This window comes from Nautilia profundicola AmH (genome assembly GCF_000021725.1).
GTDB classification, from domain to species: domain Bacteria; phylum Campylobacterota; class Campylobacteria; order Campylobacterales; family Nautiliaceae; genus Nautilia; species Nautilia profundicola.
The window spans coordinates 248,502-275,194 of record NC_012115.1 but is presented as its reverse complement, the minus strand read 5'-3'; the positions used below and the strand labels follow the sequence as shown (position 1 = coordinate 275,194).

30 protein-coding genes are annotated in these 26,693 nt (G+C 36.8%); 11 read left to right on the top strand and 19 right to left on the bottom strand.

The window, feature by feature from the left end:
• Positions 1-6: 6 nt before the first annotated feature.
• The 9 genes from NAMH_RS01565 to pstS form a co-directional block, all read right to left on the bottom strand.
• Positions 7-840 (bottom strand): ParB/RepB/Spo0J family partition protein, encoded by an 834-nt coding sequence (locus NAMH_RS01565; protein WP_012663721.1) that lies wholly within the window; start codon positions 838-840, stop codon positions 7-9.
• Entirely contained in the window at positions 837-1,625 is a 789-nt protein-coding gene (locus NAMH_RS01560; protein WP_015901818.1) for a ParA family protein, read from the bottom strand. The genes NAMH_RS01565 and NAMH_RS01560 overlap by 4 nt, the downstream gene beginning before the upstream one ends.
• The gene (locus NAMH_RS01555; protein ID WP_012663516.1) at positions 1,622-2,254 is read right to left on the bottom strand and encodes a biotin--[acetyl-CoA-carboxylase] ligase; all 633 of its coding nucleotides are present in this window, start codon (positions 2,252-2,254) and stop codon (positions 1,622-1,624) included. The genes NAMH_RS01560 and NAMH_RS01555 overlap by 4 nt, the downstream gene beginning before the upstream one ends.
• Before the next feature lie 15 nt (positions 2,255-2,269).
• Positions 2,270-3,154 (bottom strand): methionyl-tRNA formyltransferase, encoded by an 885-nt coding sequence (gene fmt, locus NAMH_RS01550; protein ID WP_012663900.1) that lies wholly within the window; start codon positions 3,152-3,154, stop codon positions 2,270-2,272.
• Positions 3,155-3,881: 727 nt separating this feature from the next.
• On the bottom strand, positions 3,882-5,501 hold the full coding sequence (locus tag NAMH_RS01545; protein ID WP_015902720.1) for an inorganic phosphate transporter: 1,620 nt from the start codon (positions 5,499-5,501) through the stop codon (positions 3,882-3,884).
• Between the two features lie 78 nt (positions 5,502-5,579).
• Positions 5,580-6,380 (bottom strand): phosphate ABC transporter ATP-binding protein PstB, encoded by an 801-nt coding sequence (gene pstB / locus NAMH_RS01540; protein WP_012663655.1) that lies wholly within the window; start codon positions 6,378-6,380, stop codon positions 5,580-5,582.
• Between the two features lie 20 nt (positions 6,381-6,400).
• Positions 6,401-7,207, bottom strand: coding sequence for a phosphate ABC transporter permease PstA (pstA, locus tag NAMH_RS01535; protein WP_015902497.1), 807 nt, complete (start codon positions 7,205-7,207; stop codon positions 6,401-6,403).
• Entirely contained in the window at positions 7,204-8,283 is a 1,080-nt protein-coding gene (pstC, locus tag NAMH_RS01530; protein WP_012663470.1) for a phosphate ABC transporter permease subunit PstC, read from the bottom strand. Before pstC ends, pstA begins: the two co-directional genes overlap by 4 nt.
• A gap of 55 nt (positions 8,284-8,338) precedes the next feature.
• Positions 8,339-9,337 (bottom strand): phosphate ABC transporter substrate-binding protein PstS, encoded by a 999-nt coding sequence (pstS, locus tag NAMH_RS01525; RefSeq protein ID WP_015902144.1) that lies wholly within the window; start codon positions 9,335-9,337, stop codon positions 8,339-8,341.
• Positions 9,338-9,462: 125 nt separating this feature from the next.
• On the opposite strand from pstS, the gene NAMH_RS01520 reads away from it, so the two are divergent.
• The 3 genes from NAMH_RS01520 to NAMH_RS01510 all read left to right on the top strand — a co-directional run bounded on the left by NAMH_RS01520 (position 9,463) and on the right by NAMH_RS01510 (position 11,527).
• The gene (locus NAMH_RS01520; RefSeq protein ID WP_012663663.1) at positions 9,463-10,023 is read left to right on the top strand and encodes a PhoU domain-containing protein; all 561 of its coding nucleotides are present in this window, start codon (positions 9,463-9,465) and stop codon (positions 10,021-10,023) included.
• A gap of 62 nt (positions 10,024-10,085) precedes the next feature.
• A complete protein-coding gene (locus NAMH_RS01515) occupies positions 10,086-10,724 on the top strand; it encodes a response regulator transcription factor (RefSeq protein WP_015902686.1) in 639 nt (212 codons plus the stop codon).
• 41 nt (positions 10,725-10,765) lie between these two features.
• Positions 10,766-11,527 carry a sensor histidine kinase gene (locus tag NAMH_RS01510; protein WP_015902506.1) on the top strand — a complete coding sequence of 254 codons (762 nt, stop codon included), beginning with the start codon at positions 10,766-10,768 and terminating at the stop codon, positions 11,525-11,527.
• Here the strand turns inward: NAMH_RS01510 and NAMH_RS01505 are convergent.
• The 6 genes from NAMH_RS01505 to NAMH_RS01480 are packed head-to-tail and all read right to left on the bottom strand — an operon-like array spanning position 11,499 to position 15,344.
• On the bottom strand, positions 11,499-11,642 hold the full coding sequence (locus NAMH_RS01505) for a hypothetical protein (protein WP_015901722.1): 144 nt from the start codon (positions 11,640-11,642) through the stop codon (positions 11,499-11,501). The two genes, NAMH_RS01510 and NAMH_RS01505, sit on opposite strands and share 29 nt — an antisense overlap.
• A gap of 11 nt (positions 11,643-11,653) precedes the next feature.
• Positions 11,654-11,932 (bottom strand): hypothetical protein, encoded by a 279-nt coding sequence (locus tag NAMH_RS01500; protein WP_015902292.1) that lies wholly within the window; start codon positions 11,930-11,932, stop codon positions 11,654-11,656.
• 42 nt (positions 11,933-11,974) lie between these two features.
• On the bottom strand, positions 11,975-13,846 hold the full coding sequence (gene mnmG, locus NAMH_RS01495; protein ID WP_012663822.1) for a tRNA uridine-5-carboxymethylaminomethyl(34) synthesis enzyme MnmG: 1,872 nt from the start codon (positions 13,844-13,846) through the stop codon (positions 11,975-11,977).
• Positions 13,833-14,594, bottom strand: a complete 762-nt coding sequence (locus NAMH_RS01490; protein WP_015902230.1) for a hypothetical protein — start codon at positions 14,592-14,594, stop codon at positions 13,833-13,835. Before NAMH_RS01490 ends, mnmG begins: the two co-directional genes overlap by 14 nt.
• Positions 14,595-14,631: 37 nt before the next feature.
• Positions 14,632-14,943 (bottom strand): flagellar motor switch protein FliN, encoded by a 312-nt coding sequence (gene fliN, locus NAMH_RS01485; protein WP_012663604.1) that lies wholly within the window; start codon positions 14,941-14,943, stop codon positions 14,632-14,634.
• A complete protein-coding gene (locus tag NAMH_RS01480) occupies positions 14,943-15,344 on the bottom strand; it encodes a chemotaxis protein CheX (RefSeq protein ID WP_012663810.1) in 402 nt (133 codons plus the stop codon). The genes fliN and NAMH_RS01480 overlap by 1 nt, the downstream gene beginning before the upstream one ends.
• A 60-nt stretch (positions 15,345-15,404) precedes the next feature.
• On the opposite strand from NAMH_RS01480, the gene NAMH_RS01475 reads away from it, so the two are divergent.
• The 3 genes from NAMH_RS01475 to uvrA all read left to right on the top strand — a co-directional run bounded on the left by NAMH_RS01475 (position 15,405) and on the right by uvrA (position 19,490).
• Positions 15,405-16,145: a sulfite exporter TauE/SafE family protein gene (locus NAMH_RS01475; protein WP_015902214.1), complete on the top strand. Its 741-nt coding sequence runs from the start codon at positions 15,405-15,407 to the stop codon at positions 16,143-16,145.
• Positions 16,145-16,600, top strand: coding sequence for a hypothetical protein (locus NAMH_RS01470; RefSeq protein WP_015902713.1), 456 nt, complete (start codon positions 16,145-16,147; stop codon positions 16,598-16,600). Before NAMH_RS01475 ends, NAMH_RS01470 begins: the two co-directional genes overlap by 1 nt.
• Positions 16,601-16,679: 79 nt before the next feature.
• Positions 16,680-19,490 carry an excinuclease ABC subunit UvrA gene (gene uvrA / locus NAMH_RS01465; protein WP_012663761.1) on the top strand — a complete coding sequence of 937 codons (2,811 nt, stop codon included), beginning with the start codon at positions 16,680-16,682 and terminating at the stop codon, positions 19,488-19,490.
• 220 nt (positions 19,491-19,710) lie between these two features.
• On the opposite strand, the gene accA is transcribed toward uvrA, so the two are convergent.
• From accA to fabG, 4 genes are all read right to left on the bottom strand, one after another.
• Positions 19,711-20,646 carry an acetyl-CoA carboxylase carboxyl transferase subunit alpha gene (gene accA / locus NAMH_RS01460; protein WP_012663482.1) on the bottom strand — a complete coding sequence of 312 codons (936 nt, stop codon included), beginning with the start codon at positions 20,644-20,646 and terminating at the stop codon, positions 19,711-19,713.
• Between the two features lie 9 nt (positions 20,647-20,655).
• On the bottom strand, positions 20,656-21,876 hold the full coding sequence (locus NAMH_RS01455; protein ID WP_015902246.1) for a beta-ketoacyl-ACP synthase II: 1,221 nt from the start codon (positions 21,874-21,876) through the stop codon (positions 20,656-20,658).
• Between the two features lie 77 nt (positions 21,877-21,953).
• On the bottom strand, positions 21,954-22,187 hold the full coding sequence (acpP, locus tag NAMH_RS01450; protein WP_015902737.1) for an acyl carrier protein: 234 nt from the start codon (positions 22,185-22,187) through the stop codon (positions 21,954-21,956).
• Between the two features lie 61 nt (positions 22,188-22,248).
• Positions 22,249-22,992, bottom strand: coding sequence for a 3-oxoacyl-ACP reductase FabG (gene fabG / locus NAMH_RS01445; protein ID WP_015901892.1), 744 nt, complete (start codon positions 22,990-22,992; stop codon positions 22,249-22,251).
• Between the two features lie 67 nt (positions 22,993-23,059).
• Between fabG and mraY the strand changes: the two genes are divergently transcribed.
• From mraY to NAMH_RS01425, 5 genes are read left to right on the top strand one after another with little or no spacing between them, the layout of a single operon-like run.
• Entirely contained in the window at positions 23,060-24,115 is a 1,056-nt protein-coding gene (mraY, locus tag NAMH_RS01440) for a phospho-N-acetylmuramoyl-pentapeptide-transferase (RefSeq protein WP_015901909.1), read from the top strand.
• Positions 24,116-24,123: 8 nt separating this feature from the next.
• Positions 24,124-25,026 (top strand): signal peptide peptidase SppA, encoded by a 903-nt coding sequence (sppA, locus tag NAMH_RS01435; RefSeq protein WP_015902712.1) that lies wholly within the window; start codon positions 24,124-24,126, stop codon positions 25,024-25,026.
• On the top strand, positions 25,023-26,201 hold the full coding sequence (gene murD, locus NAMH_RS01430) for a UDP-N-acetylmuramoyl-L-alanine--D-glutamate ligase (RefSeq protein ID WP_012664013.1): 1,179 nt from the start codon (positions 25,023-25,025) through the stop codon (positions 26,199-26,201). Before sppA ends, murD begins: the two co-directional genes overlap by 4 nt.
• Entirely contained in the window at positions 26,198-26,323 is a 126-nt protein-coding gene (locus NAMH_RS09430; RefSeq protein ID WP_015902411.1) for a type II secretion system protein, read from the top strand. Before murD ends, NAMH_RS09430 begins: the two co-directional genes overlap by 4 nt.
• Positions 26,307-26,660, top strand: a complete 354-nt coding sequence (locus NAMH_RS01425; protein WP_015902326.1) for a hypothetical protein — start codon at positions 26,307-26,309, stop codon at positions 26,658-26,660. Before NAMH_RS09430 ends, NAMH_RS01425 begins: the two co-directional genes overlap by 17 nt.
• Positions 26,661-26,693 lie beyond the last annotated feature (33 nt).

Below are 26,693 nucleotides of genomic sequence, written 5' to 3'. Positions count from 1 at the left end.
ATAAATTTAACCGATTACATTTAAAAGTTTTTCTAATTTTTTCAAATCTTTGTTATTTTTAAACTTAATCTTAATAGAATCTTTGTTAATTTCTACTTTTAATCCGATTTTTTTGAATTTATCCGCTATTTCTATCACTCTTTTGTCAATAGGAATATCTTCCGCTTCCGGTTTCGGATTTTTTAATCTTTGAATCAGTTTTTCGGTATCACGGACATTTAAAGATTTTTTTTCTATTTCTTCTATAACTTTTTTTAATAATTCATCATCAAGACCTATCAATACTTTAGCATGCCCTACGCTTAAAATGCCTCTTTTTATTTTTTCATGAACAAATTCCGGTAAATTTAATATCCTGAGTAAATTCGTAACATAACTTCTGCTTTTGGATATTGCGTTTGCAAGTTCTTCATGAGTGTAACCGTGTTCTTCAATCAGACTCTGAAGCGAATATGCAACCTCAATAGGGTTTAAATCTTCTCTTTGTATATTTTCAATAAGCGCATATTCTCTCAAATCGTTTTTAGAGTAATCTACAACTATAGCTTTTATATACTCTTCTCCGAGCAGTTTAGTTGCTCTGAGTCTTCTTTCTCCTGCCACTAAGATATATTCGTCTTCATCTTTTATTAAAACAATTGGTTGTAAAAGACCGTATTTTCTTATAGAGTTTGCAAGTTCGTTAATAGCTTCTTCATTAAATTCTCTTCTTGGCTGATAAGGATTCGGTTTTATCTTACTGACTTCTATTTCTTCCACCCCGCGGCTTGGCAGTTCTTTTAAATATCCGGCTTCCGCGTCTTCAAGTATAGAGCTTAGCCCTCTTCCTAATCTTTTCATTGTTCCGCTTCCTCTATTATGGTTTTTGCAAGCAGTTCATATGCAAGAGCACCTGAGCTTTTTATATCATAAAGTATAACGGGTTTACCGAAACTCGGTGCTTCTGCAAGTCTTACATTTCTCGGAATATAAATATATTTTCCGCTTTTTTTGTTTTTGAAAAGTTTACTCGAATAGTGATTGATAAGATCTTGAAAGACCTGTTTTGAAAGATTGTTGCTTTTGCTAAACATAGTAGGAAGCAGGCCTTTTATTTTAAGCTTCGGATTTTTAGTTCTTTGTACGAGTTTAATTGTATTTAGAAGCTGTGCCAGCCCTTCAAGAGCAAAAAATTCCGTCTGTATCGGAATAATTACACTGTCACTCGCACTAAGTGCATTAATTGTTATAGTACCGAGCATCGGAGGTGTATCTATTATTATGTAATCGTAATCTTCTTTCAGCTCTTTAATTCTTTCTTTAAGTGTCAGCTCTTTTTTGTCAAGATACTCGCTCTCTTTTTCGATTCCCGCAAGCCCGATATTTGAAGGAACCAGATCGAGTGTAGGAATTAAAGTATTTAAAATAGTGTCGTTAATATCTTTACTACCTATCAAAACATGATACAAACTATATTCATAATCACTTCTTAAAAATCCTAATGAAGAGGTTGCATTTGCCTGAGGATCAGCATCGATTAGTAATACTTTTTTTTCCGTTATTGCAATAGATGCCGCAAGATTTACTGCTGTAGTAGTTTTTCCTACCCCACCCTTTTGATTAGCTACAGATATAATTTCTATCATCGCTTTGAATATATCCTTTTTTCTTGAATTTTTAAACTTCCGTCAATATCTAATTCCCCGTCTATTGAAAAAATATCTTTATATTTTTCAAACTCTGTTTTAAATTCTTTTATAACCGATTGCCAGGATATGTTTTTTTCCAGATTTGAAAAAAACCTTTGAAGAATTTTATCATTTTTTATATTAATATCCAAACGACCAAAATCATCCGAAGGAGCAAACTGTGAATTCAGACCAATTCCGCATATTATATAATTTTTGGTTATGTTTGTAATAACGCCCCCTATTTTTAAAGCCGTATTTTCCACCAAATATATATCATTAGGCCATTTCATTACAACTTTGCTTCCAAGCTCATTCAATATTTTTTTAAACAACCATCCAAAATATATAGATAAACTCTGCATAGGTACATCTTTGAATTTATCCTTTTCATAAGTAAAAGAGAAAAAAAGATTACCCTTTTTCCCTACCCATTTATTATTACGACTGCCTATACCGTTTGTCTGCAAATCCGTCCATATACATACGGGCGGCTTTATTTCATTTTTTTTAATCTTTTCAATTAAATATTTCTGGGTAGAATCTACCTCTTCCAAATAAATTATTTGTAATTTTCCATTTTCCATTGTCCATTATCCATTCTATATTATGTTATCTCCCGCTTTCAAACGTTTTCCGTTAACATAATCTATAGCTTTAACTTCCTTCTTGCCCGGAACCTGGATTTTTAGCAGCTTAATTTTACCTTTGGCGCATCCCACCACTACACCGTCGTTTATTTCCAAAATCTCTCCCGCTTTATTAACAGAATCAGTATCAACAAGCTCCATTTCGTTTATTTTAAACGCATCACAGTAAATACCCGGCCACGGCTGAAACGCCCTGTATTTTCTGTCTATTATTAAAGCACTCTCAAATGTTACATAACCGTCTTGTTTTTTAATTTTAGGAGAATAGCTTGCAAATGCATCTATTTGTTTCAAAGGTTTTATTTTACTGAAATTATCAATTACAAAAGGAGTCTGTTTTGCGGCAATAACAGCGAGTTCATTAAAAAGATCTATGCTTGTTTTACGTCCCACTTCTGTGTAATCCCACGTTAATATATCTCCCGTATCAAGCCCCACATCCATAAGCATTGCGGTAACTCCCGTGTACTCATCCCCGTTTAAAATTGCACTTTGAATAGGACTTGCACCTCTGTATTTAGGCAGCAGTGAAGCGTGCAGGTTAATACAAGGAGCAATGTTTAAAATCTTTTCAGGCAGCAACAGACCGTACGCCGCCACTACAATAAAATCAGGTTTTAAACCTGCAATTATTTCATCATCTCTTAAACTTGACGGCGTAAAAACTTCAAGAGAATTTTCAAGGGCGTATTTTTTAACAGGTGTCGGAGTTAAAACCTTTTTCCTGCCCACCGGTTTGTCAGGCTGGGTATATAGGGCTACAATATCATATCTTTTATTAAGCTCATCCAATATTTTAACCGCATAATCGGGACTTCCCATAAAAACTATTCTCATTAATATCCTTTAGAGTTTTTGAAATTATAACAAAGCGGGTATTTTCATTTATGTCTTATTATAAGAATTCAGCTTCTAAAAAAACACATAGTGTCTGACATTCGGTTCATTATATCTTTGTTAACCTCTTCATTTTCTTTACCCAATCTAATCCTCTTTCCTTTCCATTTGCCTCTTCCCTTACTTTCATCTTCACCATCTCGCCACCCTTTGTAATGCTTGACACTAAATGACCGATACTTGCTAACAGTATCTTCTACTAAAGCATTGATTATTGCAGCAATTTTATGTATTCATATTAATCAATTTACATTGTCTAATTTTCCATTTATACTTTTTCATCCCTTCTCTTCACCTCACAATACATAGTGCCTAATATCAATTGGCCGATGTCTATTATGGATATTTATAATAATGTCTTATACTAATTTTAAACAATCAATACTGATAATAGTTAAGTGTCTGTCACTATATAAATATAGTCGCTAATAAAATTAGTTTAATCTTTATTTTTATCCTTTGTTACATTTACTTTTTATATCTTCGTTAACCTTCTTTTCTTCATCATCTATTTTCCATTGTTTCATTGTCCATTTTTAATTTATCCCTCTTTCCTCTACTTTTCTTCACCCTACCTATCATAGTGACAGACACTTTTAGTAAAAAATTAAATGAAATAGGAAAATGAAATCTCATTTTCCTTTAAACATTTTAAATTTTTCATTAATTACAGCATCATACCTTTAATCATAAAGAATATCATTGCCGCAAGAACTGCTGCAACCGGTACGGTAATAATCCACGCTGCAATAATTTTTTTGAAAAGATCTCTTTTTACGTATTTTACCTTTTCTTCTTTTTTAAGGATTTTTTTGAATCTTTTTATAGTTTTTTCAAGTTCTTCCGTAACTTCAATAAGCTCTACTATTCTTTTGTAATCTTCTTTACTTTTATCAGTTTTTTGCTGCAGGTCTTCAAGTTCAAGTTCGTATGCTTTTAGTCTTTTTTCCGCTTCTTCTATTTCTTTTTCGATTTCATCTTCTTTTTGTTCTACAAGATGCAGCCACTCTCTTAAAAATCCTACACCAAAAATCGCACCTACCGCAATATGCGTAGAACTTACAGGAAGCCCGAGCTGTGAAGCGATAATAACCGTAATAGCTGCAGCAAGTGCCACACAGAATCCTCTGATCGGGTCTATTTTTGTAATTTCATCACCCACTGTTTTAATCAGTCTCGGTCCATATAGAGCAAGGCCTATCGAAATACCGAGCGCACCGATAGCCATTACCCAAAAAGGAATAGCCGACTTACTCGCAATACCTCCGCTTAAAACTGCATCCGAAATTGCCGCAAGCGGACCAACCGCATTCGCAACGTCGTTTGCACCGTGAGCGAAACTAAGAAGTGCAGCTGAAAAAATAAGAGGTACTGTGAAATATCTGTTGATCCCTTCTCTTGTATTAATTATCTGTTCTTTTTTAAGTTTTGCAACCATTATAAAATAAACTGCCACCCCTAAAATAAGGCCGAATATTGCAGCTACACCGAATGTTGGTTTTTTAGTATGAGGTAAAAAGCTTAAAACATCCGTAATATTTACCCAAACGTGTTTTAAACCTTTCATAGTCAGATACGTAACAAACGCCCATGTCATAATTGAAACGTAAATAGGAACCCATTTTCTTGCGGCTGCTGCCATATCTTCTTTAAATACGACCGTTTTTTTAATCGCATATAAAAATCCTGCTGCTATTATACCGCCAAGTACCGGTGAAATCACCCAAGAAGCGGCAATTTTACCCATTGTAGCCCAGTGCACTATACTAAAGCCGGCAGCGGCAATACCCGCACCCATTACACCACCTACGATTGAGTGTGTAGTAGAAACAGGAGCTTTGAAAGCAGTAGCAAGGTTCAGCCAAAGAGCTGCGGCAAGAAGCGCCGACATCATCGCCCAGATGAAAATATTAACATCACCGTTAAATGCTGCTATATCAATAATACCTTTCCTAATCGTATTGGTTACATCCGCACCGGCGATAAGAGCACCTGCCGCTTCAAACACAGCGGCGATTATAATAGCGCCCGTAAGGCTTAGTGCCCTACTTCCGACTGCGGGACCTACGTTATTCGCAACGTCGTTCGCACCGATATTCATCGCCATATAAGCACCGAAAACCGTAGCTATCACTAAAAAAAGACTGTTAGGTACGCTTCCCGTTTTTGCGTAAGTGTAAATTACAACAACCGCAATAAAGATTAAAGCGATACCTAAACGCATCAAATCAATACCTGCGGATTTTCTTGCTTTTTTTTCTATTTTAGAGACGGTTTGGAGTTCCATGTTAACCTCTTTTTTTTAAAGGAATTTTACAAAAAGAAAAGAGAGATGTAAATGAAGATTAATATTATCTTTATTTTTTTAGCCGAATTTTCCGGCAATATAATCAGCAGTGTGTTTTTCTTTTGGATTAAGGAAGATCTGAGTCGTTTCTCCGAATTCTATCAGCTCTCCTAAGTACATATAAGCGGTGTAATCACTTATACGGCTTGCCTGCTGCATGTTGTGGGTTACGATTGCTATTGTAACTTTATCTTTTAGCTGTGTAACAAGCTCTTCAATGGCAAGCGTTGAAATAGGATCAAGTGCACTTGTCGGCTCATCCATTAAAAGCACTTCAGGTTCAACCGCAATAGCCCTTGCAATGCAGAGTCTTTGCTGCTGCCCACCGCTAAGCCCCCTTGCGTCGTCGTTTAACCTGTCTTTTACTTCATTCCAAAGTGCCCCGCCTTTTAGGGCGTCTTCCACTCTTGCGTCAAGTTCGCTTTTGCTTTTAATGCCTTTGAGTCTGAGTCCGTAAGCTATGTTGTCGTATATACTCATCGGAAACGGTGTGGGTTTTTGGAAAATCATACCCACTCTTTGGCGAAGATTTATAAGCTCGTTTTCTTTTTTAAATTCAAGTATGTTTTCCATCTCTGACGTTTGGAAGTTTTTAAGAAGAATCTCGCCTTCGTATTTATTGCCCGGATACAGGTCGTGTATTCTGTTAAGGCTTCTAAGAAGTGTCGATTTACCGCATCCGCTGGGACCGATTAGCGCAGTAACCTTTCCTTCGTAAATAGGTAGATTAATGTTTTTAAGCGAAGGTTTAGACGCCCCGGCGTATGTAAAGCTGAAATTTTTTATATCCATTACTTTCATATTATTGAAATTCTCCATTCTTATTACTCCATTCTTAGTTATTTCTTGTCTTTTATAATATATCTTCCAAGCAGATTGATTATCAAAACAAAAAGCGTAAGTATAAACGCACCCGCCCATGCGATTCTTACAAGCTCGACATCTGGCATGGTTGCAAGGTTGTATATAGCAACCGTTAAACTCGGAAACGTATCATTTAGATTCAGCGTAAAATATTCGCTGTTTCCGCTTGTAAAAAGAAGTGGGGCGGTCTCACCCACTATTCTTGCAAAAGCCAGCAAAATTCCGGTCATTATACCCACTTTCGCCGCTTTTATAATAATATCGAAAATAACCTTATACTTAGGAGCGCCTATTGCGACTCCGGCTTCTCTTAATTCTTTTGGAACGAGTCCGAGCATATCGTCGGTTGTTCTTACCACAATCGGTATCATCATAATCGCAAGCGCAATAGCACCCGCCCAGCCGTTCTGGTGCCCTATAGGGTTTACCACGATCGCATATACAAACGTACCTATTACGATTGACGGCGCAGACATCATAACATCGCTCAGATTTCTGATAAACTCGGCATATTTGCTTCCGAATGAATACTCCTGAAGATAAATCCCGGCAATCATTCCAATAGGCACACCTATAATAACCGCAATAAGCGCCAGTATAAACTGCCCGACAAGCAGGTTTCTAAGTCCGTTGTTTACCAGGTCGTTTGTAAAAATATGTAAATCAATTGCACCTATGCCTTTGATCGTTAGGGTAATAAGGATCCAAAACAAAAACCCGAGACCCACAACCGCACTGAGTGTTGAAAGCAGTAAAACGATTTTATTAATAACCAGTCTCATTTTTTCTCCCTAAGAAAATAAAATTTAGCAAAACTTATAACGGCAAATGAAATTACAAATAAAATAAGCGCCAGGTAAAAGAGCGCATTCAGACTCATACCGCTGCTTTCTGCAAACGAGTTTGCAAGAACCACCGGAATGGAGACGGTCGGGTCTGTTAGTTTATGAGGAAAACTGAAAACCCCTCCGATCACAAACGCAACCGCCATTGTTTCACCGAGCGCTCTTCCGAGTGCGAGTATCATACTTCCGATAATCCCCTGCTTTGCATACGGGAAAATAACATCTTTAATCACTTCGAATTTCGTAGCGCCCATGGCGTAAGCCGATTCTTTCAAAACATTCGGAGTCGTATTCATACTGTCTCTTGTAAGACTTGCCATAAACGGAATAATCATCACGGCCAGCACCATTCCCGCCACAAGCAAAGAAACGCTGCTTCCGCCAAATACGTCCGCAACAAGAGGCCCGAAATAAAAAAGCCCCCACATTCCGTAAATAATACTCGGAATCGCCGCTAATAGTTCAATGGCTATTCCCACCGGTTTCGCTATAAAAGGAGGTGCGATTTCACTTAAAAATATGGCAATTCCCATGGCGATAGGCACCGCAAAAAGCATAGCAAGTATTGTAGAAAGCACCGTACCCACAATCGGAATAAGTCCTCCGTAAACGGTTTTTACGTTAGTTTCTGCTTGTACATCCCCGGCAGCGGCTATATCATCATTATCCTGAGGTACCGCAATGTCGTCGTCATCCTGAGGAATTGCTATATCTTCGTCATCCTGAGGTATCGCAATATCCTCACTGTCTGTCGGAACCGCAATATCTTCACTGTCTGTAGGTATCGTATCGTTTGAAGAGGCGGTAACGGATTTGTCTTTTTGGATTTTATCCGTATTTTTCGGTGTGTTTACCTCAACGGTAACATCCCATCTCGGATCGATTAAAAAATGAAGCCCGTACTCTTTAATAGCCGGTTTTGCGTATAAAAACAAAACGACGAATATTGCCGAGAGCAGTATTAAAATAAGTGTAGCGCTAAGTGAAGAAAGTTTCCTGAAAATCGATTCCATACACCGCCTTTATTTTTGTTATTGTATTAAAAATAAAAAAGGTTTTAAAGACCTTTTATTTTGGTGATATACCCTTATCAGCCCAGTATTTTCTAATCTGATCTTTTACACTCGCAGGAAGCGGGATATATCCGAGTTTGCTCGCCGCTTCGTCACCTTTGCCGTATGCATAATCAAAAAACGCGGTTACTTTTTTGTCCGTATCTATTTTTTCCTGCGGTACGAGAATGAATGTAGATGCGATAATAGGGTATCCTTTTTTCGGATAAGCGATTATTTTATAAAAGTCTTTTTTAGGATCAAACCCGGCATATTTCGCTCCTTCGGCGAAATTTTCAGGTGTAGGAGCTACAAACTTGCCGTCCGCAGCCTGAATTGTAGCCATTTTAAGTCCGTTTTTCTTGGCATCCGCGTAATCCACATATCCGATAGAGTAGTCGTTTGTTTTAATTGCGGCACTTACACCGAAGTTTCCTTTACCGGCAATCCCTCTTCCGTCTGCGTCAGTCGGCCAGTTGATCAGTTTTCTCGCACCGAATTTATGTCTCCATGTTTTGCTCATTTTACTTAAATAATAAGTAAAGTTAAAAGTTGTTCCCGATCTGTCGCTTCTGTGAACGAAAATAATTTTTTTGTGAGGAAGTTTTTCATTTGGATTGTATTTTACGATTAACGGGTTATCCCAGTATTTGATTGTACCGAGTACTATTCCCTTAATTGCCGCTTCGCTAAGTTTCAGATTCTCTACACCCGGAATATTGTATCCGAACACAATTCCGCCCACTACCGTCGGAAACTGATAAAGTTTCGCTTTTTTAAGCGTCGCAGGAGTTAACGGCTTGTCACTCCCCCCAAAAGCCACATGTCTGTATGCAACCTCTTTAATCCCGGTACCGCTTCCCGTTGCAGTATAGTTTACTTTGTTACCCGTAGCTTCATAGTAGCTTTTTATCCACTGTTTATATACAGGATACGGAAAACTTGCCCCCGTTCCGTTAATTGTATACGCAAATGAACTTACGGCAATCACCGCACCTAAAATTAACTTTTTCATTCATTCTCCTTAATTGGTTTTCGAAATTGTAAAACACAAAGATAACATTTCGGTAACATTAGATAACATTTAGATAACAAACCGCCATATTTATTAATGATATAATTTTGAAAAAAGGAATTGAAATGCTCAGCTCTTTTGAAAAGGCACTAAACAACATTAACGCCAAATTCGTAGGCTATATTGAAGCTATTGAAGAATCTCTTAAGAAAAAAGAACTAACAGAAGAGTTTTTCTTAATAGACCTCAAAGAATTCGATAACGAAGTTATTAAGTTTCTGGCTCTCTTTCATCCGCAGGGAGAGTTTTTGCGTGAAGTTGTGGCATATCTGAAAATAAGCTCATTCCTTGCAAAAATCAAAAAATCAACAAAGGCGTTTATCAAAAAATACGACTTTGAAGACGAAAAAATCGAAGCGCTTTACCAAAACGCCATTTCAACAATAGACGTACTAAAACTCGCCGTTAAAGGCGACACTATAGAAGATGCCTATTCTACTATCATAAGTTATGAAAAAATAGCCGATGAAATATATAAAGAGCTTGTACTTGAAGTAAAACAAAAAGACAATGTGGATGAAATCCTCAAAATTCTAAACATAGCAAAAAAACTTGAAAGAATCAGCGACAGCTCCAAAACGATTGCGTCATATCTTCTGTTTGCGAAAGAAGGACTCGAATTATAAATGTAAAATGTTACAATGGAAAATGGAAAATTAAAAACATCTAAAATTTTAAAAGGGTGATAATGATAACAATTGCGATTATTGAAGACGAAGAAGATCTTTTGGAACTTCTTGAATTTACCCTTCAGCAAAACGGCTACGACGCCGTAGGCTTTACGAATACAAAAAAGGTAAAAGACTTCATAATTGAAGAAAACCCAGATCTGCTTATAGTAGACAGGAATCTTCCGGGAGTTGAAGGCAGTGTGTTTGTAAAAGATCTAAAACAGGAAGGTTACGAAATACCCGTAATATTTTTAACCGCAAAAGCGGATGAAGACGACATAGTCGAAGGCTTCGAAAGAGGTGCGGACGATTATATAACCAAACCTTTTAAAATGAAAGAACTGCTCGCAAGAATAAAGGCGGTCTTGAAGCGCTACAACATATCAGCAAGTGTCGTTTCATATAAAGATTATCACCTTGACCTAAACGGCAGAACCCTTACACACGAAAACATCGACATTCCACTTACGCCTTCGGAATTCAGACTTTTGGAACTGTTTTTTAAAAACCAGAAAAGAACCCTAAGCCGCTCCGAAATCATGGATGAGCTCGGCAGCACAAACGAAAAAAGCGTAAACGTCGCCATCAACAGACTAAACCACAAAATCGGAAACATTATCGAAAGCGTAAGAGGCGTGGGATACAAACTTAAATAAATGGAAAATGAAAAGTTAAAATAGAAATGGAGAATTGAGAATTGAGAATTGAGAATTTTTTAAAAAAAATCTTTTTTTCGGAAGAATTAAAAGAGCTTGAAAAACTAAAAGAAGAAAACAGAAAACTTAAAAAAGAAAACAAAAAACTAAAAATCCTGAACTCTTCAAAAGACGAACTCATATCCGCCATTTCTCACGAATTTAAAAACCCGATATCAATCATAAACGGATACATAGAAACAATCCTCTCAAACGAACTCCCAAAAGATATGAACGATAAATTTTTACATAAAATCCAAAAAAACTCCCTAAGACTCAGTGAGCTTATAGACAGGCTCTATCTTATTACAAGGCTTGAAAACGAAAAAGTAAAGGTGAAATTTACTCAGTTCGATCTCTGCGAAACGGCAAAGAACATAATTGAAAGTTTCAACAGTGAAAGAATTAAATTAAACTGCCGAAAAACGACTGTTTTTGCCGACAAGACGTTAATAGAAGTGGTTATTTACAACCTCATCTCAAACGCACTGAAATATTCAAAAGATGAAATAACCGTAAATATAAACGAAAATTTCGAGGTAATAGACAAAGGAAAAGGCATTAATGAAAAAGAAATAGACCTTATCAAACAAAAATTCTACCGCATAGCAAAAAACGAATGGGACAACTCTTTGGGACTCGGTCTTGCAATTGTTGAAAAGATCTTAAAAATCCATAAAACACATCTTAAAATCGAAAGTGAAAAAGGAAAGGGAAGCAGGTTTTATTTTGATATTACTTCATTAAAAAGTAAGGAACCATAATAATAATTCCAGTCAGTATCAAAAGCCCAATAAATATTCCGAATATAAACTTACCGAAATTAAACGGTTTTTCTTCCTGAATGTTGTTTTCAGTATTTAATTCTTTGTTTTCCATGCCAAATTCTCCTAATTAATTTCTTTTACGTTTGCAAACGCGGCTTTTAGATACGTCGTATCTTCGGGTGTTAAGATATAAAACGTATCGCTTCCGTCACTTAAGTTAAAAAGATCCTGCAGGGCATCCACATTCATGGCTTTATAGCCGTTTTTTCTAACTTCCTCAATAGCTTCAAGATCGTTTACGCAAAACACCGGAGTTTCAGGAAGAGTATTTGCAACCTCAACGGCTTTTTTAATTCTTTCAAACTTATCTTTATCAGCAGTATATACATAAATATATGTCATTAAATTCCTTTTTTAGCAATTATATAAAAAAGATAAATTTTGTCAACTTTTCTTTTTTCTCATATTGATATACATATGAATAATATCGATCGCAGCAGGCGTTACACCGCTTATTTCACTGGCCGCAAAGAGTGTAGGAGGTCTGAACTTTTCAAGTTTTTCGACAATTTCTCGGCTGAGTCCCGGAATTCCTTTGTATTCGAAATCTTCAGGGATTTTTACACTTAGCATCTCTTTCATTTTGTCAATCTGTGCTTTTTGTCTTTCTATATAATGGTGATATCTTGCGTCAATCAGTATTTGCTCAAGCGCATCTTCGCTGAAATCTTTAAATTCGGGTGCGAGTTTTAAAAGTTTTTCCCTGTTGAACGTATGACGCCCGGCTATTTTTCTTATTTCCATTTTGCTTTGGATTTTCTCTTCACCCATTTCTTCAAGCATTGCATTTATCTGTTTGTTTGGCGTTACAAACGTTTCATTCAGGATTTTCATTCCCCTGTTTATTTCTTCCCTTAACTTCTGCACCCTCTCATACGTCTTATCATCCAAAATTCCAAGCTCATACCCGTAATCCGCAAGTCTTAAAATTGCGTTATCTTCTCTGAGCAATAGTCTGTATTCGCTTCTGCTCGTAAACATTCTGTAAGGTTCGTTCGTTCCTTTTGTAACCAGATCGTCAATAAGAACCCCGATATACGCTTCATCCCTTCTGAAAATAATTGGTTCTTTCCCGTCTATTTTAAGTGCGGCGTTGATTCCCGCCATTATACCCTGCGCCGCCGCTTCTTCATATCCTGTCGTTCCGTTTATCTGCCCGGCAAAGAAAAGTCCCTCGATTTCTTTGGTTTCAAGTGAATGTTTCAGATTCGTAGGCTGTATGAAATCATATTCAATCGCATATCCGAATCTGACTATTTTAGCATTTTCAAGCCCCGGGATTGAATGGATAAAGTCTTCCTGAACATCCATAGGAAGAGAAGTCGAAAGTCCGTTTAGATAATATTCCGTGGCTTCCAAAGTCTGAGGCTCCACAAATACGTGATGGCGCTCTTTATCAGGGAATTTATTCAGTTTATCTTCGATACTCGGGCAGTATCTCGGCCCCACACCTTCAATCTGACCCGTAAAAAGAGGGGCTCTGTGGAAGTTGCTTTTGATAATATCGTGGGTATTTTCGTTTGTATATGTTATGTAACACGGAAGCTGAGTAGGATTAAACGTTTTTTTATCCGTTCTGAAAGAAAAAGGTTTAGGGTTTTCATCACCCGGCTGAATTTCCATTTTTGAAAAATCAATAGTTCTTGCGTCAATTCTCGCAGTCGTTCCGGTTTTAAGTCTTTCAAGTTTAAATCCCAAATCTTCAAGCGATTTAGAGATTTTTTTAGCAGGAAGTTCGTGAAATCTTCCTCCTTCAAGTTTAACGGGACCAAAATGCATAATCCCTCTCATAAATGTTCCGGTTGTGAGAATAAGAGCTTTTGTTTTGTATTCGTTTAAAAGGTTTGTTTTAACTCCGACCACTTTGCCGTTTTTTACGAGTATTTCATCAACGATTTCCTGAGCCACTGTAAGATTTGGGGTATTAAGACAAACCGTTCTCATATATATTCTATATCTGTCCATGTCTATCTGTGCCCTGCTTCCTCTTACAGCCGGACCTCTGTTTTCGTTAAGGACCCTAAACTGAATACCCGCATGGTCTGTAGCAAGCGCCATTTCACCGCCGAGTGCGTCTATTTCTTTTACAAGATGTCCTTTTGCAAGACCTCCGATTGCGGGGTTACAGCTGGCTGCCCCTATCTGTTCTACAAGCATGGTAAGTAAAAGTACTTTTTTACCCATTCTGGCAGGTGCAAGCGCGGCTTCAATCCCCGCATGTCCTCCACCGACAACAATTACGTCAAATTCTTTCATCAAACTCCTTTAATTTTTCAGCGTTTTGTATATATTTTTCTATATTTCCGTATTTTTTACTCAGTTTCAGCATTTCGTCAAACTCAACTTCGTTTTTGGGTACTGCCACGTCTTCTACAAAAACGTCAAGCAAAACATTCGTATTTCCTATAAGCATCAGATATTTTCTTCCCTGATAATCAAAAAGCACAATTTTATTTTTTGCATCAACCGGTTTTTGCGCAAGCACTTTCATATCTTCTTTCAGTTTAGGAAGATGAACCGCTTTTCTTTTAATAAACCATAATACAAAAGCCAGAATTATAAGTATACTTATTCCGACAATATATGAAAGCATATCAAGTCCCTGAGTCTGAGCTGTCATGTTTTTAATATTTTCGGCTTTTGTCGTTTTTACCACCGGATTTGCATTTATTATTCTAAACCTAACCCCATATCCGTCAGGAGTAAGAGCTACCGATGTTTTTATTTTTTTATTGGAAGTTATATCGATTCTAACTCCGTTTTTTTCAGGCGAAATTATAATAGAATTTATAAAATTTTTCTTAAATTCTTTTTGAATGACCTTATCCGTATTTATACCTGTTAAAATATATGAATTCTTAGATATCTGTTTTACTTTACCTTTGAATGCGTCATCAAGTGAAAACAGTACATCGAGTTTATTTTTACCTTCAAAAAAATTCACATTAATTAAGTTAGCTCCAAATACTAATACCCCCAATAATAAAAAAATAATTTTTTTCACAAACGCTCCTTAGCTATTTTGCTTACTTTAAGCAATTTTATGTTTCTTTTGTCAAATAATATATAAGCTGATTTGCATCAAGTACTTCATTTAGCCTAATTGCCAGATTTTTTTCATAAACCATTACTTCGCCTTTTCCTATGATACGACCGTTTATATAAACTTCCGCACTCTCACCTTCGGGCTTTTGCAAATCAATTACGCTTCCTTTTTGAAGCGCAAGTATTTCTCTTAATGTTATATCTACCCTACCTAAATCGCTTTCAAAAAGCACCTCAGTATCTAAAAGATTCGAATAATCGGGAATAAATTCTTCAATATCTTCTTCTATTAATTTTTTTTCTTCCATTATTTCCCCTTAAACAGGATATAAAAACATTTATCTCCGTTAAATTTAAATGATAACATATCGTCATATTCGATATTTTTATCAAATTCTCCTAAAAATTCCGGAACCGATATATCAAAATTAATATTTTTTTCGGCAGCTATTATTTTTGCATTTCCGATAATCTGATTTGCTATCTCTTTTGTTAAATCTTCCGTATCATAGTCATCATCCCCGAAATAATAATTCGCTATATAAGAAAGCTTTTCATGAGGTACTATAATATATATATCATAATTTTCATCCCCTGTTATCGCAATCTTACTAACAAACCCATTACCAAGCTCTTCATTACATTCATCGGCTTTTGCTTCAATCGAATCCATAAAGTTTTTAACGGCTTCTTTAATAATATTAAACATCCTCTCCCTTTAGATTTACTAAATTTTACTATGATATAATTTTATCAAAAAAGGCTTGATTTGATAAGTGCCGTAATTATTGGAATTTTCGTAGGCTTCGCCTCAGGTTTTTTCGGAATTGGGGGTGGAACCGTACTTGTGCCTGTTTTACTGTTTTTGGGCTTCGGATTTAAAGAAGCCATAGGCATAAGCGTAACCCAGATGATGTTAAGCTCCGTATACGGTTCATACCTCAATTACAAAAAAGGTCTTTTAAAAATCAAAAACGGCTTATCATTAGCAATAGGAGGAGCACTCGGTGCGAGCCTCAGCGGATATATCGTAAAACACACTTCAAAAGAAATACTCGGGTTTATATTCCTCACACTTGTGTTTATCGCTATTGTCAGGTTTTTCATAACAGTCCCGGAACCGAAAGACGAACCTCCGATTGATAACAAAAAGCTCTTTTTTATTGGACTTTTTGTAGGAATGATAGCTATAAGCGTTGGAGTCGGGGGTGCAATATTAATCACACCTATACTTGTAGGGTTCTTGCATTACAGACTTAAAACGACGGTGAGTCTGAGCCTATTTTTTGTCGTGTTTTCATCTATTTCAGGGTTTATTTCTCAAAGTCTTGCCGGACATATCGATTATTCCAAAGGTTTTACAATCGGGCTCGCCTCACTTATAGGCACATATTTCGGTATCAGACTATACCACGCAATGAGCCCGAAACATCATAAAAAATTCCTGCTTGTATGGTATATATTCGTATTCTGTGCGACAACATACAAGCTATATTTTCAAGGACATTAATGGATATCAAACTTTTAACCGAACTGATCGTAGTACTTCTTATAGGTTTCAGGATCTATACGCTTGAGAAATTCGGTATTAAATCCGCTGCGGATAAACTCTTTGCGCTATATTACCTGAAAAACCACTACCCTCTTATAGGATACACGATAATTTTTTATATTTTCGAAATAATCATCATCGAAATGATTGCTCTTAAAATAGTCGATATTACGCTTATAATTATCGCAATGATTGAGCTTTTTATGATTTACAGGCATCTTTTTATCGCTCTAAGGACAGATGACAGGGACGATTATATCGATACGGTTATCAAAAGGATGTTCACCACCCTAACTTACAGCGAATACCAGCAGATAAAAGGGGAACTGTATAAAATCCAGCCCAAATGGAAACTCTATATAACCGAAATGCTTGTGTTTTTCTTCGCGATATGGGCTATTGAGTTTCAGTAAGATTCCCTACCCCCTTCCTTAAACTTTCCTTAAATTTATGGTATAATTCGCGATTAATTTCACGCAGGAGCATAAATAAATGGATAAAATCAAAATCATCGGAGCAAGGGAAAACAACCTTAAAAATATAAACCTTGAAATACCGAAAAACAAACTGATAGTGTTTACCGGACTTTCCGGAAGCGGTAAAAGTACGCTTGCATTCGATACGCTGTATGCTGAAGGACAGAGAAGATATATTGAAAGCCTTAGTTCATACGCCAGACAGTTTTTACAAAAGACAGGAAAACCTGAAGTGGATAAAATAGACGGGCTTACCCCGGCTATTGCGATTGATCAGAAAACCACCTCCAAAAACCCTCGCTCAACCGTGGGAACGGTTACCGAAATATACGATTATTTAAGACTCCTGTACGCAAGAATCGGTATCCAGCACTGCCACCTTTGCGGCAAACAGATTACCCAAATGACTCCTCAGGATATTATCAATGAGGTTCTTAAACTGCCTGAAGGCGCGAAGATTATCATTTATGCTCCGATTGTAAAAGAAAAAAAGGGTGAATTTCACGATTTAATCGAAAAACTAAGAAAAGAAGGAATCATAAGAGCCTACATCGACGGCGTAATAGTAAGGCTTGATGAGGAGATTGAACTTAAAAAAACCAAAAAACACACCATTAAAGCCGTAATCGACAGGGTTATCGTAAAAGAAGAAAACAAATCACGTATAGCAGAAGCCGTCGAAAAAGCTCTTAATAAAAGTTTCGGAGAGGTTGAAATAGAAATATTAAACGCAAAAGATTTGGGGCTTGAGAGAGATTTTATCCATTACAGCGAACATCTTGCGTGTTTTGACTGTAAGATAAGTTTTGAAGAGCTTGAACCTGTCAGTTTTTCGTTCAACTCACCAAAAGGTGCCTGTCCGAAATGTGACGGACTTGGAGTTACATACACACTTGATATCGAAAAGGTTATAAAAGACAAACCCCTAAATAAAGGCTCAATACCGCTTATATGGGGATTTAACAAAAAATATTACCAGGAGTTTTTCAAAGCACTCTGCCGCGAGCTTGATATAGATATGAACAAGAGCTTTTTCGAGCTTGACGACCTGCAAAAAAGAATCATCCTAAACGGTACGGCTTATGACATAGAATTCGAATACGCAAAACACAAAATTTCAAAAAGATGGCCGGGACTCAGACAAATCGCACTGGATCTTTACAAAGACGAAGATATGAGCGAAATTATGAGTGAGAGCGTATGTCCTTCGTGTAAAGGATTCAGACTCAAACCCGAAAGCCTTGCCGTAAAAGTGGCGGGTAAAACAATCAGCGAAATAATATCGATGCCTATAAGCGATGCGTATGAGTTTTTCAAAAACGAAGAAAACTTCTCACACCTAAATGAACAGGAAAAAAGAATAGCGGAGCCTATTTTGAAAGAGATACGCGAAAGACTATTTTTCCTTGTGGACGTGGGACTCGGATACCTCACCCTTCACAGGGACGCGAGAACTATAAGCGGTGGTGAGAGCCAGAGAATCAGAATCGCCTCTCAGATCGGAAGCGGGCTGACAGGAGTTATGTACGTGCTTGACGAGCCGAGTATAGGTCTGCATGAAAGGGATACGCTTAAACTTATCAACACACTTAAAAACCTGAGAGACAAAGGCAACACCGTAATAGTCGTAGAACACGACAGGGAAACGATCCTCAACGCAGATCATATCGTGGATATAGGTCCCGGTGCCGGGAAATTCGGAGGAGAGGTAATATTCAGCGGTAATACGCAAGAGCTTCTCAAAAGCGACACCGAAACCGCAAAATACATTAAACGTGAAAAAGACATAAACTATAGAAAAGACAGACCTCAAAACGAATGGATTGAAATCAAAAACGTAAATATTCACAACATAAAAGATCTAAACGTAAAAATCCCGCTAAGAAACCTCGTATGTGTAACGGGAGTCAGCGGTAGCGGTAAAAGCTCACTAATACTCCAAACCCTGCTTCCAACGGCAAGGGAGATACTAAACCACGCACACAAAATACAAAAAGTAAAAGGCGTGGAAATTACGGGACTAAAACAGCTCGATAAAGTAATTTATCTCGATCAGAGCCCTATCGGAAGAACACCACGCTCCAACCCGGCAACTTACACTGGAGTGTTTGACGATATAAGAAACCTATTCGCCCAGACTCCTGAAGCACAGCTTAGAGGCTATACGCCAGGGAGATTCAGCTTTAACGTAAAAGGCGGAAGATGTGAGGTGTGTAAAGGTGAAGGACAGATAAAAATCGAAATGCACTTCCTGCCGGATGTAATGGTTACATGCGAAGCGTGCGGAGGAAAAAGATACAATGAACAAACGCTTGAGATTAAATACAAAGGCAAATCAATTGCGGACGTGCTTGAAATGAGTGTGGATGAAGCGTATGAGTTTTTTGAAAAAATACCGAAAATAAAACAGAAACTAAAAACCCTAAAAGACGTGGGACTCGGATACATTACACTCGGACAAAACGCCACGACTCTCAGCGGAGGGGAAGCACAGAGAATCAAACTATCTAAAGAGCTTAGCCGCCGCGATACCGGAAATACGCTTTATATTCTCGATGAACCTACAACGGGGCTTCATTTTGCGGATATAGACAGGCTCGTTCAGGTGCTTCAGCACCTTGTGGATCTCGGAAACAGCGTAATAGTCATCGAGCACAATCTTGATTTTATTAAAAACGCGGATTACATAATCGATATGGGCCCTGAGGGCGGAAGCGGCGGTGGAAAGGTGATAGCTACGGGAAGTGTTGAAGAAGTTGCCGAAAAATACACCGATGTAAGCTACACCGCAAGATTTCTGGCACAGGAAATTAAAAGCGCCAAGTAAAACCTCCCAAAAAAGCCACAGGCTTTTTTGCCTTTTACAAAAGTCCGTATAATACTATAAAACTGATAATTACCTTAAACCAACCAATACATTCGCCCTACCGTCTCGCATGAAGTACTTAGTGCCAGACACTACACTATTGAAACAAATATATTAGATTATTATAAAAGCTACAAAGCAAATGATTTGGTTAGTAATGCAGTAAAAAACAACGAAAAAATTATTTTTCGTTAAAACTTCCGTAGTTTAGGTATTTTTCAAATCTTTTTTGAAGAAGTTCGTCTTTACTTAACTGTTTTAATTCTTTTACTTTTTCAATAAAATAATCTTTAATATTTTTAGCTGTAGTTTCATAGTCCCTGTGTGCACCTTCAAGCGGCTCGTCGATAATATCATCTATAAGACCAAGTTCTTTAAGCTCTTCAGCTGAAATTTTAAGCGCTTTTGTAGCTGTTTCGGCTTTTGAATTATCTCCCCATAAAATAGCTGCACACCCTTCAGGTGAAATAACGCTGAATACCGAATATTTAAGCATTGCGAATTTATCCGCAACACCTATAGCAAGAGCACCGCCGCTTCCACCTTCACCAATTACGATTGATACTGTCGGGGTTTTGATTCTTGAAAGTTCAAATAAGTTTCTCGCAATAGCTTCACTCTGCCCTCTCTCTTCCGCTCCGATACCAGGAAACGCACCCGGAGTATCAACTAAAAAGAGAATCGGCAGATCAAACTTTTCAGCCATTTTAGCCACACGCAGTGCTTTTCTGTATCCTTCAGGATGCGGCATACCGAAATTTCTCGCAAGTTTTTCTTTCGTGTTTCTACCCTTTTCCTCACCGATAACGACACATTTTGTATCGCCAATCATACCGATATAGCATACTATCGATGCATCGTCTCTAAACTCTCTGTCACCGTGAATTTCTATTTTTTCATCCATTATTGCATTAATAATATCAATAGCATGAGGTCTGTCAGGATGACGTGCAAGAAGAAGTTTTTGATAAGGGGTTAAGTTTTTAAATGTTTTTTCTATCTCTTTTTCAAGTTCTTTAGCCAAAGTTGAAGCAGCATGAGAGTCGCCTTTTATTTTAGCGACGTCAATCTGCTCTTTTAGCTCTTCAATTCTTTTTTCAAAATCAAGTACTGCCAAAGTATGCCTTTATTTTACTTTTTTAAAGATTACAACTCCGTTTGTTCCACCGAAACCGAACGAGTTAGACATTGCAACGTTAATTTCCGCTTCTCTTGGTTTGTTAGGAACATAATCAAGATCACAGTTTTCATCCGGTTCTTCATAGTTGATTGTAGGAGGGATAATTCCTCTTTCCATTGCCATTAGCGTAATTACCGCTTCAATACTTCCGGCAGCTCCTAAACAGTGTCCGGTAGCACCTTTTGTAGAACTTACAGGAGGACAGTTTTCTTTTCCTCCGAAAAGCGTTTTAATCGCCGCTGTTTCGTTTTTGTCGTTTGTAGGTGTTGACGTTCCGTGTGCGTTGATATAATCTATTTTAGGATTTCCGGCCATATCCCACGCCATTTTCATAGCTCTCATAGGACCTTCAAGGCTTGGGGCCGTAATATGGTGAGCGTCTCCGCTTTCACCGATACCGATAACTTCTCCGTAAATTTTAGCGCCTCTTGCTACGGCGTCTTCGTATTTTTCAAGTACAAGCGCACCCGCACCCTCACCGATTACGAATCCGTCTCTTTTAGCGTCAAACGGTCTGCTGGCATGTGCCGGGTCGTCGTTTCTTGTTGAAAGCGCTTTCATGTTTGCAAATCCAACAACACCGATAGGACAAATTGCAGCTTCGGCTCCAACTACAAGGATTTTGTCAGCCATACCCGATTTGATTGTTTTTACCGCTTCAGTAATTGCGTGAGTACCGGCAGCACATGCTGTTACGCTTGATGTGTTAGGTCCCTGAAGTCCGTATTGGATAGAAATAAAGCCTCCGAGCATATTAACAAGAGCGCTTGGAATAAAGAAAGGACTTACTCTTCTTTGACCTTTTGTTTCAAGAATTACACTGTTTTTCTCAATTGCAGGAAGCCCCCCGATTCCGCTTGCCGCAGAAATTCCGAATCTTGTTTTGTCGTATTCAGTTCCGATAAGTCCCGAATCTTCCATGGCTTCTTTTGCGGCTTTCATACCGAGCTGGATAAATCTATCCGCTTTTTTTACTTCTTTTTTATCCATAACTTCAGAAGGATCGAAATTTTTAACTTCCGCCGCTATTTGAACTGTATATTCAGACGCATCAAAATGAGTTATTTTATCTACACCAGTTTTACCTGCTAAAATATTTTCGAAAGCTTCGTCTTTATTATTACCAACGGCATTTATCATACCTATTCCGGTTACAACGATTCTCATACATTTCCTTTTATTGAGGTTAATATTAAGAGATATTTAAAAAATATCCGTTAATATTATCCCCGGAGGGAAAAGAATTAAGCTTTCGCTTTTTCGATGAAATCGATAACGTCTTGAACAGTTTGGATTTTTTCAGCTTCGCTGTCAGGAATTTCGATTTCGAATTTTTCTTCAAGAGCCATAATCATCTCAACAACGTCAAGGCTGTCTGCTCCAAGATCTTCTACGAATTTCGCTTCCGGTTTTACTTCTTCAGGAGCAACGTTTAATTGCTCAACTATAACTTCTTTTACTTCATCAAATAATGCCATTATTTCTCCTTTTGTTTTTTATTTTTGCCATTTTAGCATAAAATTGTTTAATTCTCAATTTTTACATATACATTCCGCCGTTTACTTTTAGAGTCTCTCCGGTAATGTAACTTGCATCGTCACTAAGTAAAAACGCAACAGCTTTTGCAACTTCGGCAGGTGCCGCGAATCTTTTGAGAGGGATTCTGTTTAACATTTCTTCTTTTACCTTTTCAGGCAGGTCTTTTGTCATATCGGTATCGATAAATCCAGGAGTTACGCTGTTAAATCTAATACCTCTCGGGGCGCCTTCAAGTGCGAATGTTTTAGTCATAGCAATTACTCCGCCTTTGCTTGCCACGTAATTCGCCTGTCCCATGTTCCCGGCTTCTGCAACCACACTTGCCACGTTTACAACGCTTCCGAATCTTTTTTTGCTCATAACCTTAAGAGCTTCCCTGCATCCTACGAATGTAGAAGTAAGGTTTGCGTCAATTACCTTTTTGAAATCCTCAACACTCATTCTCATTGCAAGTTTATCGTTTGTAATCCCCGCGTTGTTTACAAGATAGCTGAGCTCACCGTCGCTGTCAATGATTGTTTTTACAGCTTCCACAAACGCTTTTTCATCGCTTACGTCAAATCCGATTACCGCAGCGCTTCCTCCGTTTGCTTCAATCTCTTCTTTCACTTTATCTGCAGCTTCAGCACCGCTTCTGTAATTTATCCAAACTTTGAGTCCGTATCCCGCAAGCACTTTTGCGATTTCCGCACCTATTCCCCTGCTTGCACCAGTTACCAAAACATTTTTACCGCTGAAATTCATAAAATCTCCTTTATTAACATTTCGTTTACTTTTATTATGATAAAATTTTATCTAAAAAAGGCACATAATGTTATATTACCTGTATGAGCATTTTCACATTAATATCTTTCATTATATAACTTTCAGAGCTATTTTAGCGTTCTTTTTATCATTTTTTATTACAATATTCATTATGCCGAAATTTATATCATGGGCAAAGGCAAAAGCAACACAGCCTATTTTTGAACTTGCGCCTGATAATCACAAAACAAAAAACTCCACTCCTACTATGGGAGGATTGATTTACATTACAAGCGCAGTAATATCAATATTAATCACAACAGAATTTAACAAATACGTATTACTAACTCTTCTTTTGCTGGTATATTTTACTTATTTAGGTTTTATTGATGATTACGGAAAAATAAAAGGTTCTTCAAACAAAGCCGGACTTAGCGCCAAAACAAAATTTTTACTCCAATGGGTCGGAGCTCTTGTAATATCGTATTTACTTATTAAAGTAGGTTTCGATACCAAACTTTATGTTCCTTTTTATAAATACCCTATTTTTGATATGGGATATTATGCGGTTATTTTCTGGGCGTTTATTATTGTTGCCATGAGTAATGCCGTAAACCTTACAGACGGTCTTGACGGTCTCGCAACCGTACCTTCTATATTTTCACTTTTTACACTCGGAATTCTTTTATATATAGTAGGGAATTATAAATTCAGCTCTTATCTTTTTTATCCGTTTGAGCTTGGCGTGGGAGAACTTACCATTATAGTATTTGCACTTATCGGAGCTCTTTTAGGATTTTTATGGTACAACGCAAACCCGGCAGAAGTGTTTATGGGAGACAGCGGAAGTCTTCCTTTGGGTGCGGTTATCGGTTTTTTGGCAATTGTGGCAAAAAGTGAACTGCTTTTAATATTTATAGCGTTTGTATTTATAATGGAAACTGTCTCAGTAATACTACAAGTCGGAAGCTATAAAACAAGAGGAAAAAGAGTATTTAAAATGGCTCCGATTCATCATCATTTTGAGATGCTCGGATGGAAAGAAAATAAAATTACGATAAGATTCTGGATAATGGCCTTAATAACAAACTTAATAGCTATTTTATCAATTAAAATAAGATAAGGGTTAAAATGTATGAAGAAAATGAAAAATTAAAAGCCGAGCTTAAAATATTCAAAATAAAAGCAATAAAAGAAAAAGTTGTCCTTTTTGGGGTAATTCTTCTTATTCTTGCCGAACTTGTTGCGCTCGGTGTGTTTTTGAAAAAAACGCTAAGTCCAAGTATTCCTATTACAAAGCCTTATGTAGCTGTTATAAATATAAATAAAACAATAACTGTAGATTACATTAACAAACTAATGGATAAAATGAATGCACTTAAAAAAGACAAAAACTGCAAAGAATATCTGCTTGTATTCAACACTCCCGGAGGAAGTCCGAGCGCAAGCGACGAATTTAACGCTTATCTTAAATTCTTAAATAAAAGCAAAAAAGTAAATGTTTACGTCGAAAGTATGGCTGCAAGCGGCGGATATTACATAATAAGCGCCATCAAACCGATCGTTGCTAATAAAAATGCGGTAGTGGGAAGCATAGGCGTAATTATGCCTCATTATGTCATAGGCAAACTTGCAAAAAAAATAGGGGTCGAAGAAGACGATATTACGGTAGGAAAATATAAAAAACCTATATCCCTGTTTAAAAAAGCCTCTCCCGAACAAAAAGAATATATTATGAAAAACCTATTACTTCCAACATATGATAATTTTTTAAAAATAGTGGCTGAAGACAGAAACATATCGATTGATAAATTAAAAAACTATGCCGAAGGAAAAATATTTATCGCTACAAAAGTAAAAGGTGTACTGGTTGATAAAATATCTACCCTTGCCGAATTTAAAAACGAAATCAAAAAAAGACTCGGTGACGTTGAATTCATAAACATTAACCTTGATAAGAAAAAATTTCCGTATTTAAATATTAAACTTGATTCAGACTTGGGAGAATTATTAAAAGGGTATATTCATCAATGAAATCTTTATTCGGGTATGGCCTTACAACAAAAGCGATAGCCAAAAGCGGAGGCTGGCATATTTTTGACGACAAATTCAAAGAAAGCTCTTTTGATAAATACGGAAACAAACTATTACCTTCAAATGAATTCAATCCCGAAAAATCATCTTTAGAAATTACATCTCCCGGAATTCCTCCAAGCCACCCTTTAATCAAAAAAGCGAAAAATTTAATAAGCGAATTTGACTATTTTTACGACAAAGCGCCGTTTCAAATATGGATTACAGGAACTAACGGTAAAACCACAACAACACAAATGGTATATCATCTTTTAAAAGACCACGGTGCAGATATCGGAGGCAATATAGGCATACCTCTTGCCGATATGAAAAAAGACGCCAACTTCTGGGTTGTGGAAGCAAGCAGTTTTCAGCTTCACTACACAAAATACGCAAAACCGAACATCTTTATAATACTGCCGCTGAAAGAAGACCACACCTCGTGGCACGGAAGTTTTGAAGAGTATGTAAAAGCAAAACTCTCACCCCTTAAAAGAATGACTGAGCGTGATGTCGTTATAATGCCAAAAAATCTAAACACCGGAACAAAAGCGTTTAAGATTCTGTATGAAAATGAAAAAGAGCTGATTGAATATTTCGATTTTAAACACACTTTCTCTGAAGTTCCTTTTTTACTTGACGAACTTATGGCAAAAGCTGTTTATAAAATTCTGTTTTTAAAAGAAAAAAACCTTAAAAATTTTAAAATAGATCCGCATAAACTTGAAGAATTTAAAGACTCTCAAGGCAGAGTATGGGTTGACGATTCAAAAGCAACAAATGTAGATGCCGCATTAAACGCTCTTACAAGATATAAAAATAAAAAAATTTTTATGATTATCGGAGGAGATGATAAAGGACAGGATTTTACTCCTTTATTTAAATATATGAAAAATTTAGATATAAAACTTTTTATAATAGGGAACAAACCTGAACTTTTTGCTGATTTAGCCGAGCAATATAATATTAATTATGAAATATCAAATGAAATGGAAAAAGCTGTAAAATCAATAAAAAAAGTTCACACAGACAAAAGTGTAGCTCTTTTAAGCCCAGCATGTGCAAGTTTTGATCAGTTTAATGGATACAAAGAAAGAGGGAAAAGGTTTAAAAAGTTTGTAATGGAATTACAATGAAAAAATCATTTACGTTATTAGAATTATTGTTTGTTATTGTTATTATTGGAATTTTATCAGCCGTTGTAACTGTAAAATTTTTTTCATTTAAAACAAAGAAGTTTTGTGATATCTATCATTAACACAACAGTAAACAGTGCTAAACAGGCAGTTGAAACTGCTATAAATTATTCATATATGGAAAACAACGACTCTTTTAAGTTACAAGACTTAATAAAACTTCAGGGAAAAGGATGGAAATATAACGCAAGATACCGTGACGGTGATTATTATTTTCCAAATAAAACAGGAACGTCTTCATATGCATATATCGTACTGGATAAATCAAAAAAAATTGTTATTTTTAGAATAAACTGCAATAATTTTGATAATGATACAGAAAAAGATATATGCAAAGAATATATTCAATCAGACATGAATATCGCAAATGTTTACAACGAACAGCATTTAACCTACTAATTTAAGCGAACTTTAAGAATCGTTTAGTATAAT

Bases quoted from the DNA above. Each gene is read 5' to 3' on its own strand.
- fliN (WP_012663604.1), bottom strand. From the start codon at position 14,943: ATGGAAGAAAAAAAATTAATAGAAGAAGATATTGAAGAATTTATTCCC.
- NAMH_RS01455 (WP_015902246.1), bottom strand. From the start codon at position 21,876: ATGAGAATCGTTGTAACCGGAATAGGTATGATAAATGCCGTTGGTAAT.
- NAMH_RS01545 (WP_015902720.1), bottom strand. From the start codon at position 5,501: ATGGAACTCCAAACCGTCTCTAAAATAGAAAAAAAAGCAAGAAAATCC.
- NAMH_RS01565 (WP_012663721.1), bottom strand. From the start codon at position 840: ATGAAAAGATTAGGAAGAGGGCTAAGCTCTATACTTGAAGACGCGGAA.
- uvrA (WP_012663761.1), top strand. From the start codon at position 16,680: ATGGATAAAATCAAAATCATCGGAGCAAGGGAAAACAACCTTAAAAAT.
- NAMH_RS01470 (WP_015902713.1), top strand. From the start codon at position 16,145: ATGGATATCAAACTTTTAACCGAACTGATCGTAGTACTTCTTATAGGT.
- NAMH_RS09430 (WP_015902411.1), top strand. From the start codon at position 26,198: ATGAAAAAATCATTTACGTTATTAGAATTATTGTTTGTTATTGTTATT.
- mraY (WP_015901909.1), top strand. From the start codon at position 23,060: ATGTTATATTACCTGTATGAGCATTTTCACATTAATATCTTTCATTAT.
- NAMH_RS01515 (WP_015902686.1), top strand. From the start codon at position 10,086: ATGATAACAATTGCGATTATTGAAGACGAAGAAGATCTTTTGGAACTT.
- pstB (WP_012663655.1), bottom strand. From the start codon at position 6,380: ATGGAGAATTTCAATAATATGAAAGTAATGGATATAAAAAATTTCAGC.
- mnmG (WP_012663822.1), bottom strand. From the start codon at position 13,846: ATGAAAGAATTTGACGTAATTGTTGTCGGTGGAGGACATGCGGGGATT.
- fmt (WP_012663900.1), bottom strand. From the start codon at position 3,154: ATGAGAATAGTTTTTATGGGAAGTCCCGATTATGCGGTTAAAATATTG.
- NAMH_RS01500 (WP_015902292.1), bottom strand. From the start codon at position 11,932: ATGACATATATTTATGTATATACTGCTGATAAAGATAAGTTTGAAAGA.
- murD (WP_012664013.1), top strand. From the start codon at position 25,023: ATGAAATCTTTATTCGGGTATGGCCTTACAACAAAAGCGATAGCCAAA.
- fabG (WP_015901892.1), bottom strand. From the start codon at position 22,992: ATGAATTTCAGCGGTAAAAATGTTTTGGTAACTGGTGCAAGCAGGGGA.
- NAMH_RS01560 (WP_015901818.1), bottom strand. From the start codon at position 1,625: ATGATAGAAATTATATCTGTAGCTAATCAAAAGGGTGGGGTAGGAAAA.
- pstA (WP_015902497.1), bottom strand. From the start codon at position 7,207: ATGAGACTGGTTATTAATAAAATCGTTTTACTGCTTTCAACACTCAGT.
- sppA (WP_015902712.1), top strand. From the start codon at position 24,124: ATGTATGAAGAAAATGAAAAATTAAAAGCCGAGCTTAAAATATTCAAA.
- pstC (WP_012663470.1), bottom strand. From the start codon at position 8,283: ATGGAATCGATTTTCAGGAAACTTTCTTCACTTAGCGCTACACTTATT.
- NAMH_RS01505 (WP_015901722.1), bottom strand. From the start codon at position 11,642: ATGGAAAACAAAGAATTAAATACTGAAAACAACATTCAGGAAGAAAAA.
- NAMH_RS01555 (WP_012663516.1), bottom strand. From the start codon at position 2,254: ATGGAAAATGGAAAATTACAAATAATTTATTTGGAAGAGGTAGATTCT.
- NAMH_RS01480 (WP_012663810.1), bottom strand. From the start codon at position 15,344: ATGTTTAATATTATTAAAGAAGCCGTTAAAAACTTTATGGATTCGATT.
- acpP (WP_015902737.1), bottom strand. From the start codon at position 22,187: ATGGCATTATTTGATGAAGTAAAAGAAGTTATAGTTGAGCAATTAAAC.
- pstS (WP_015902144.1), bottom strand. From the start codon at position 9,337: ATGAAAAAGTTAATTTTAGGTGCGGTGATTGCCGTAAGTTCATTTGCG.
- NAMH_RS01520 (WP_012663663.1), top strand. From the start codon at position 9,463: ATGCTCAGCTCTTTTGAAAAGGCACTAAACAACATTAACGCCAAATTC.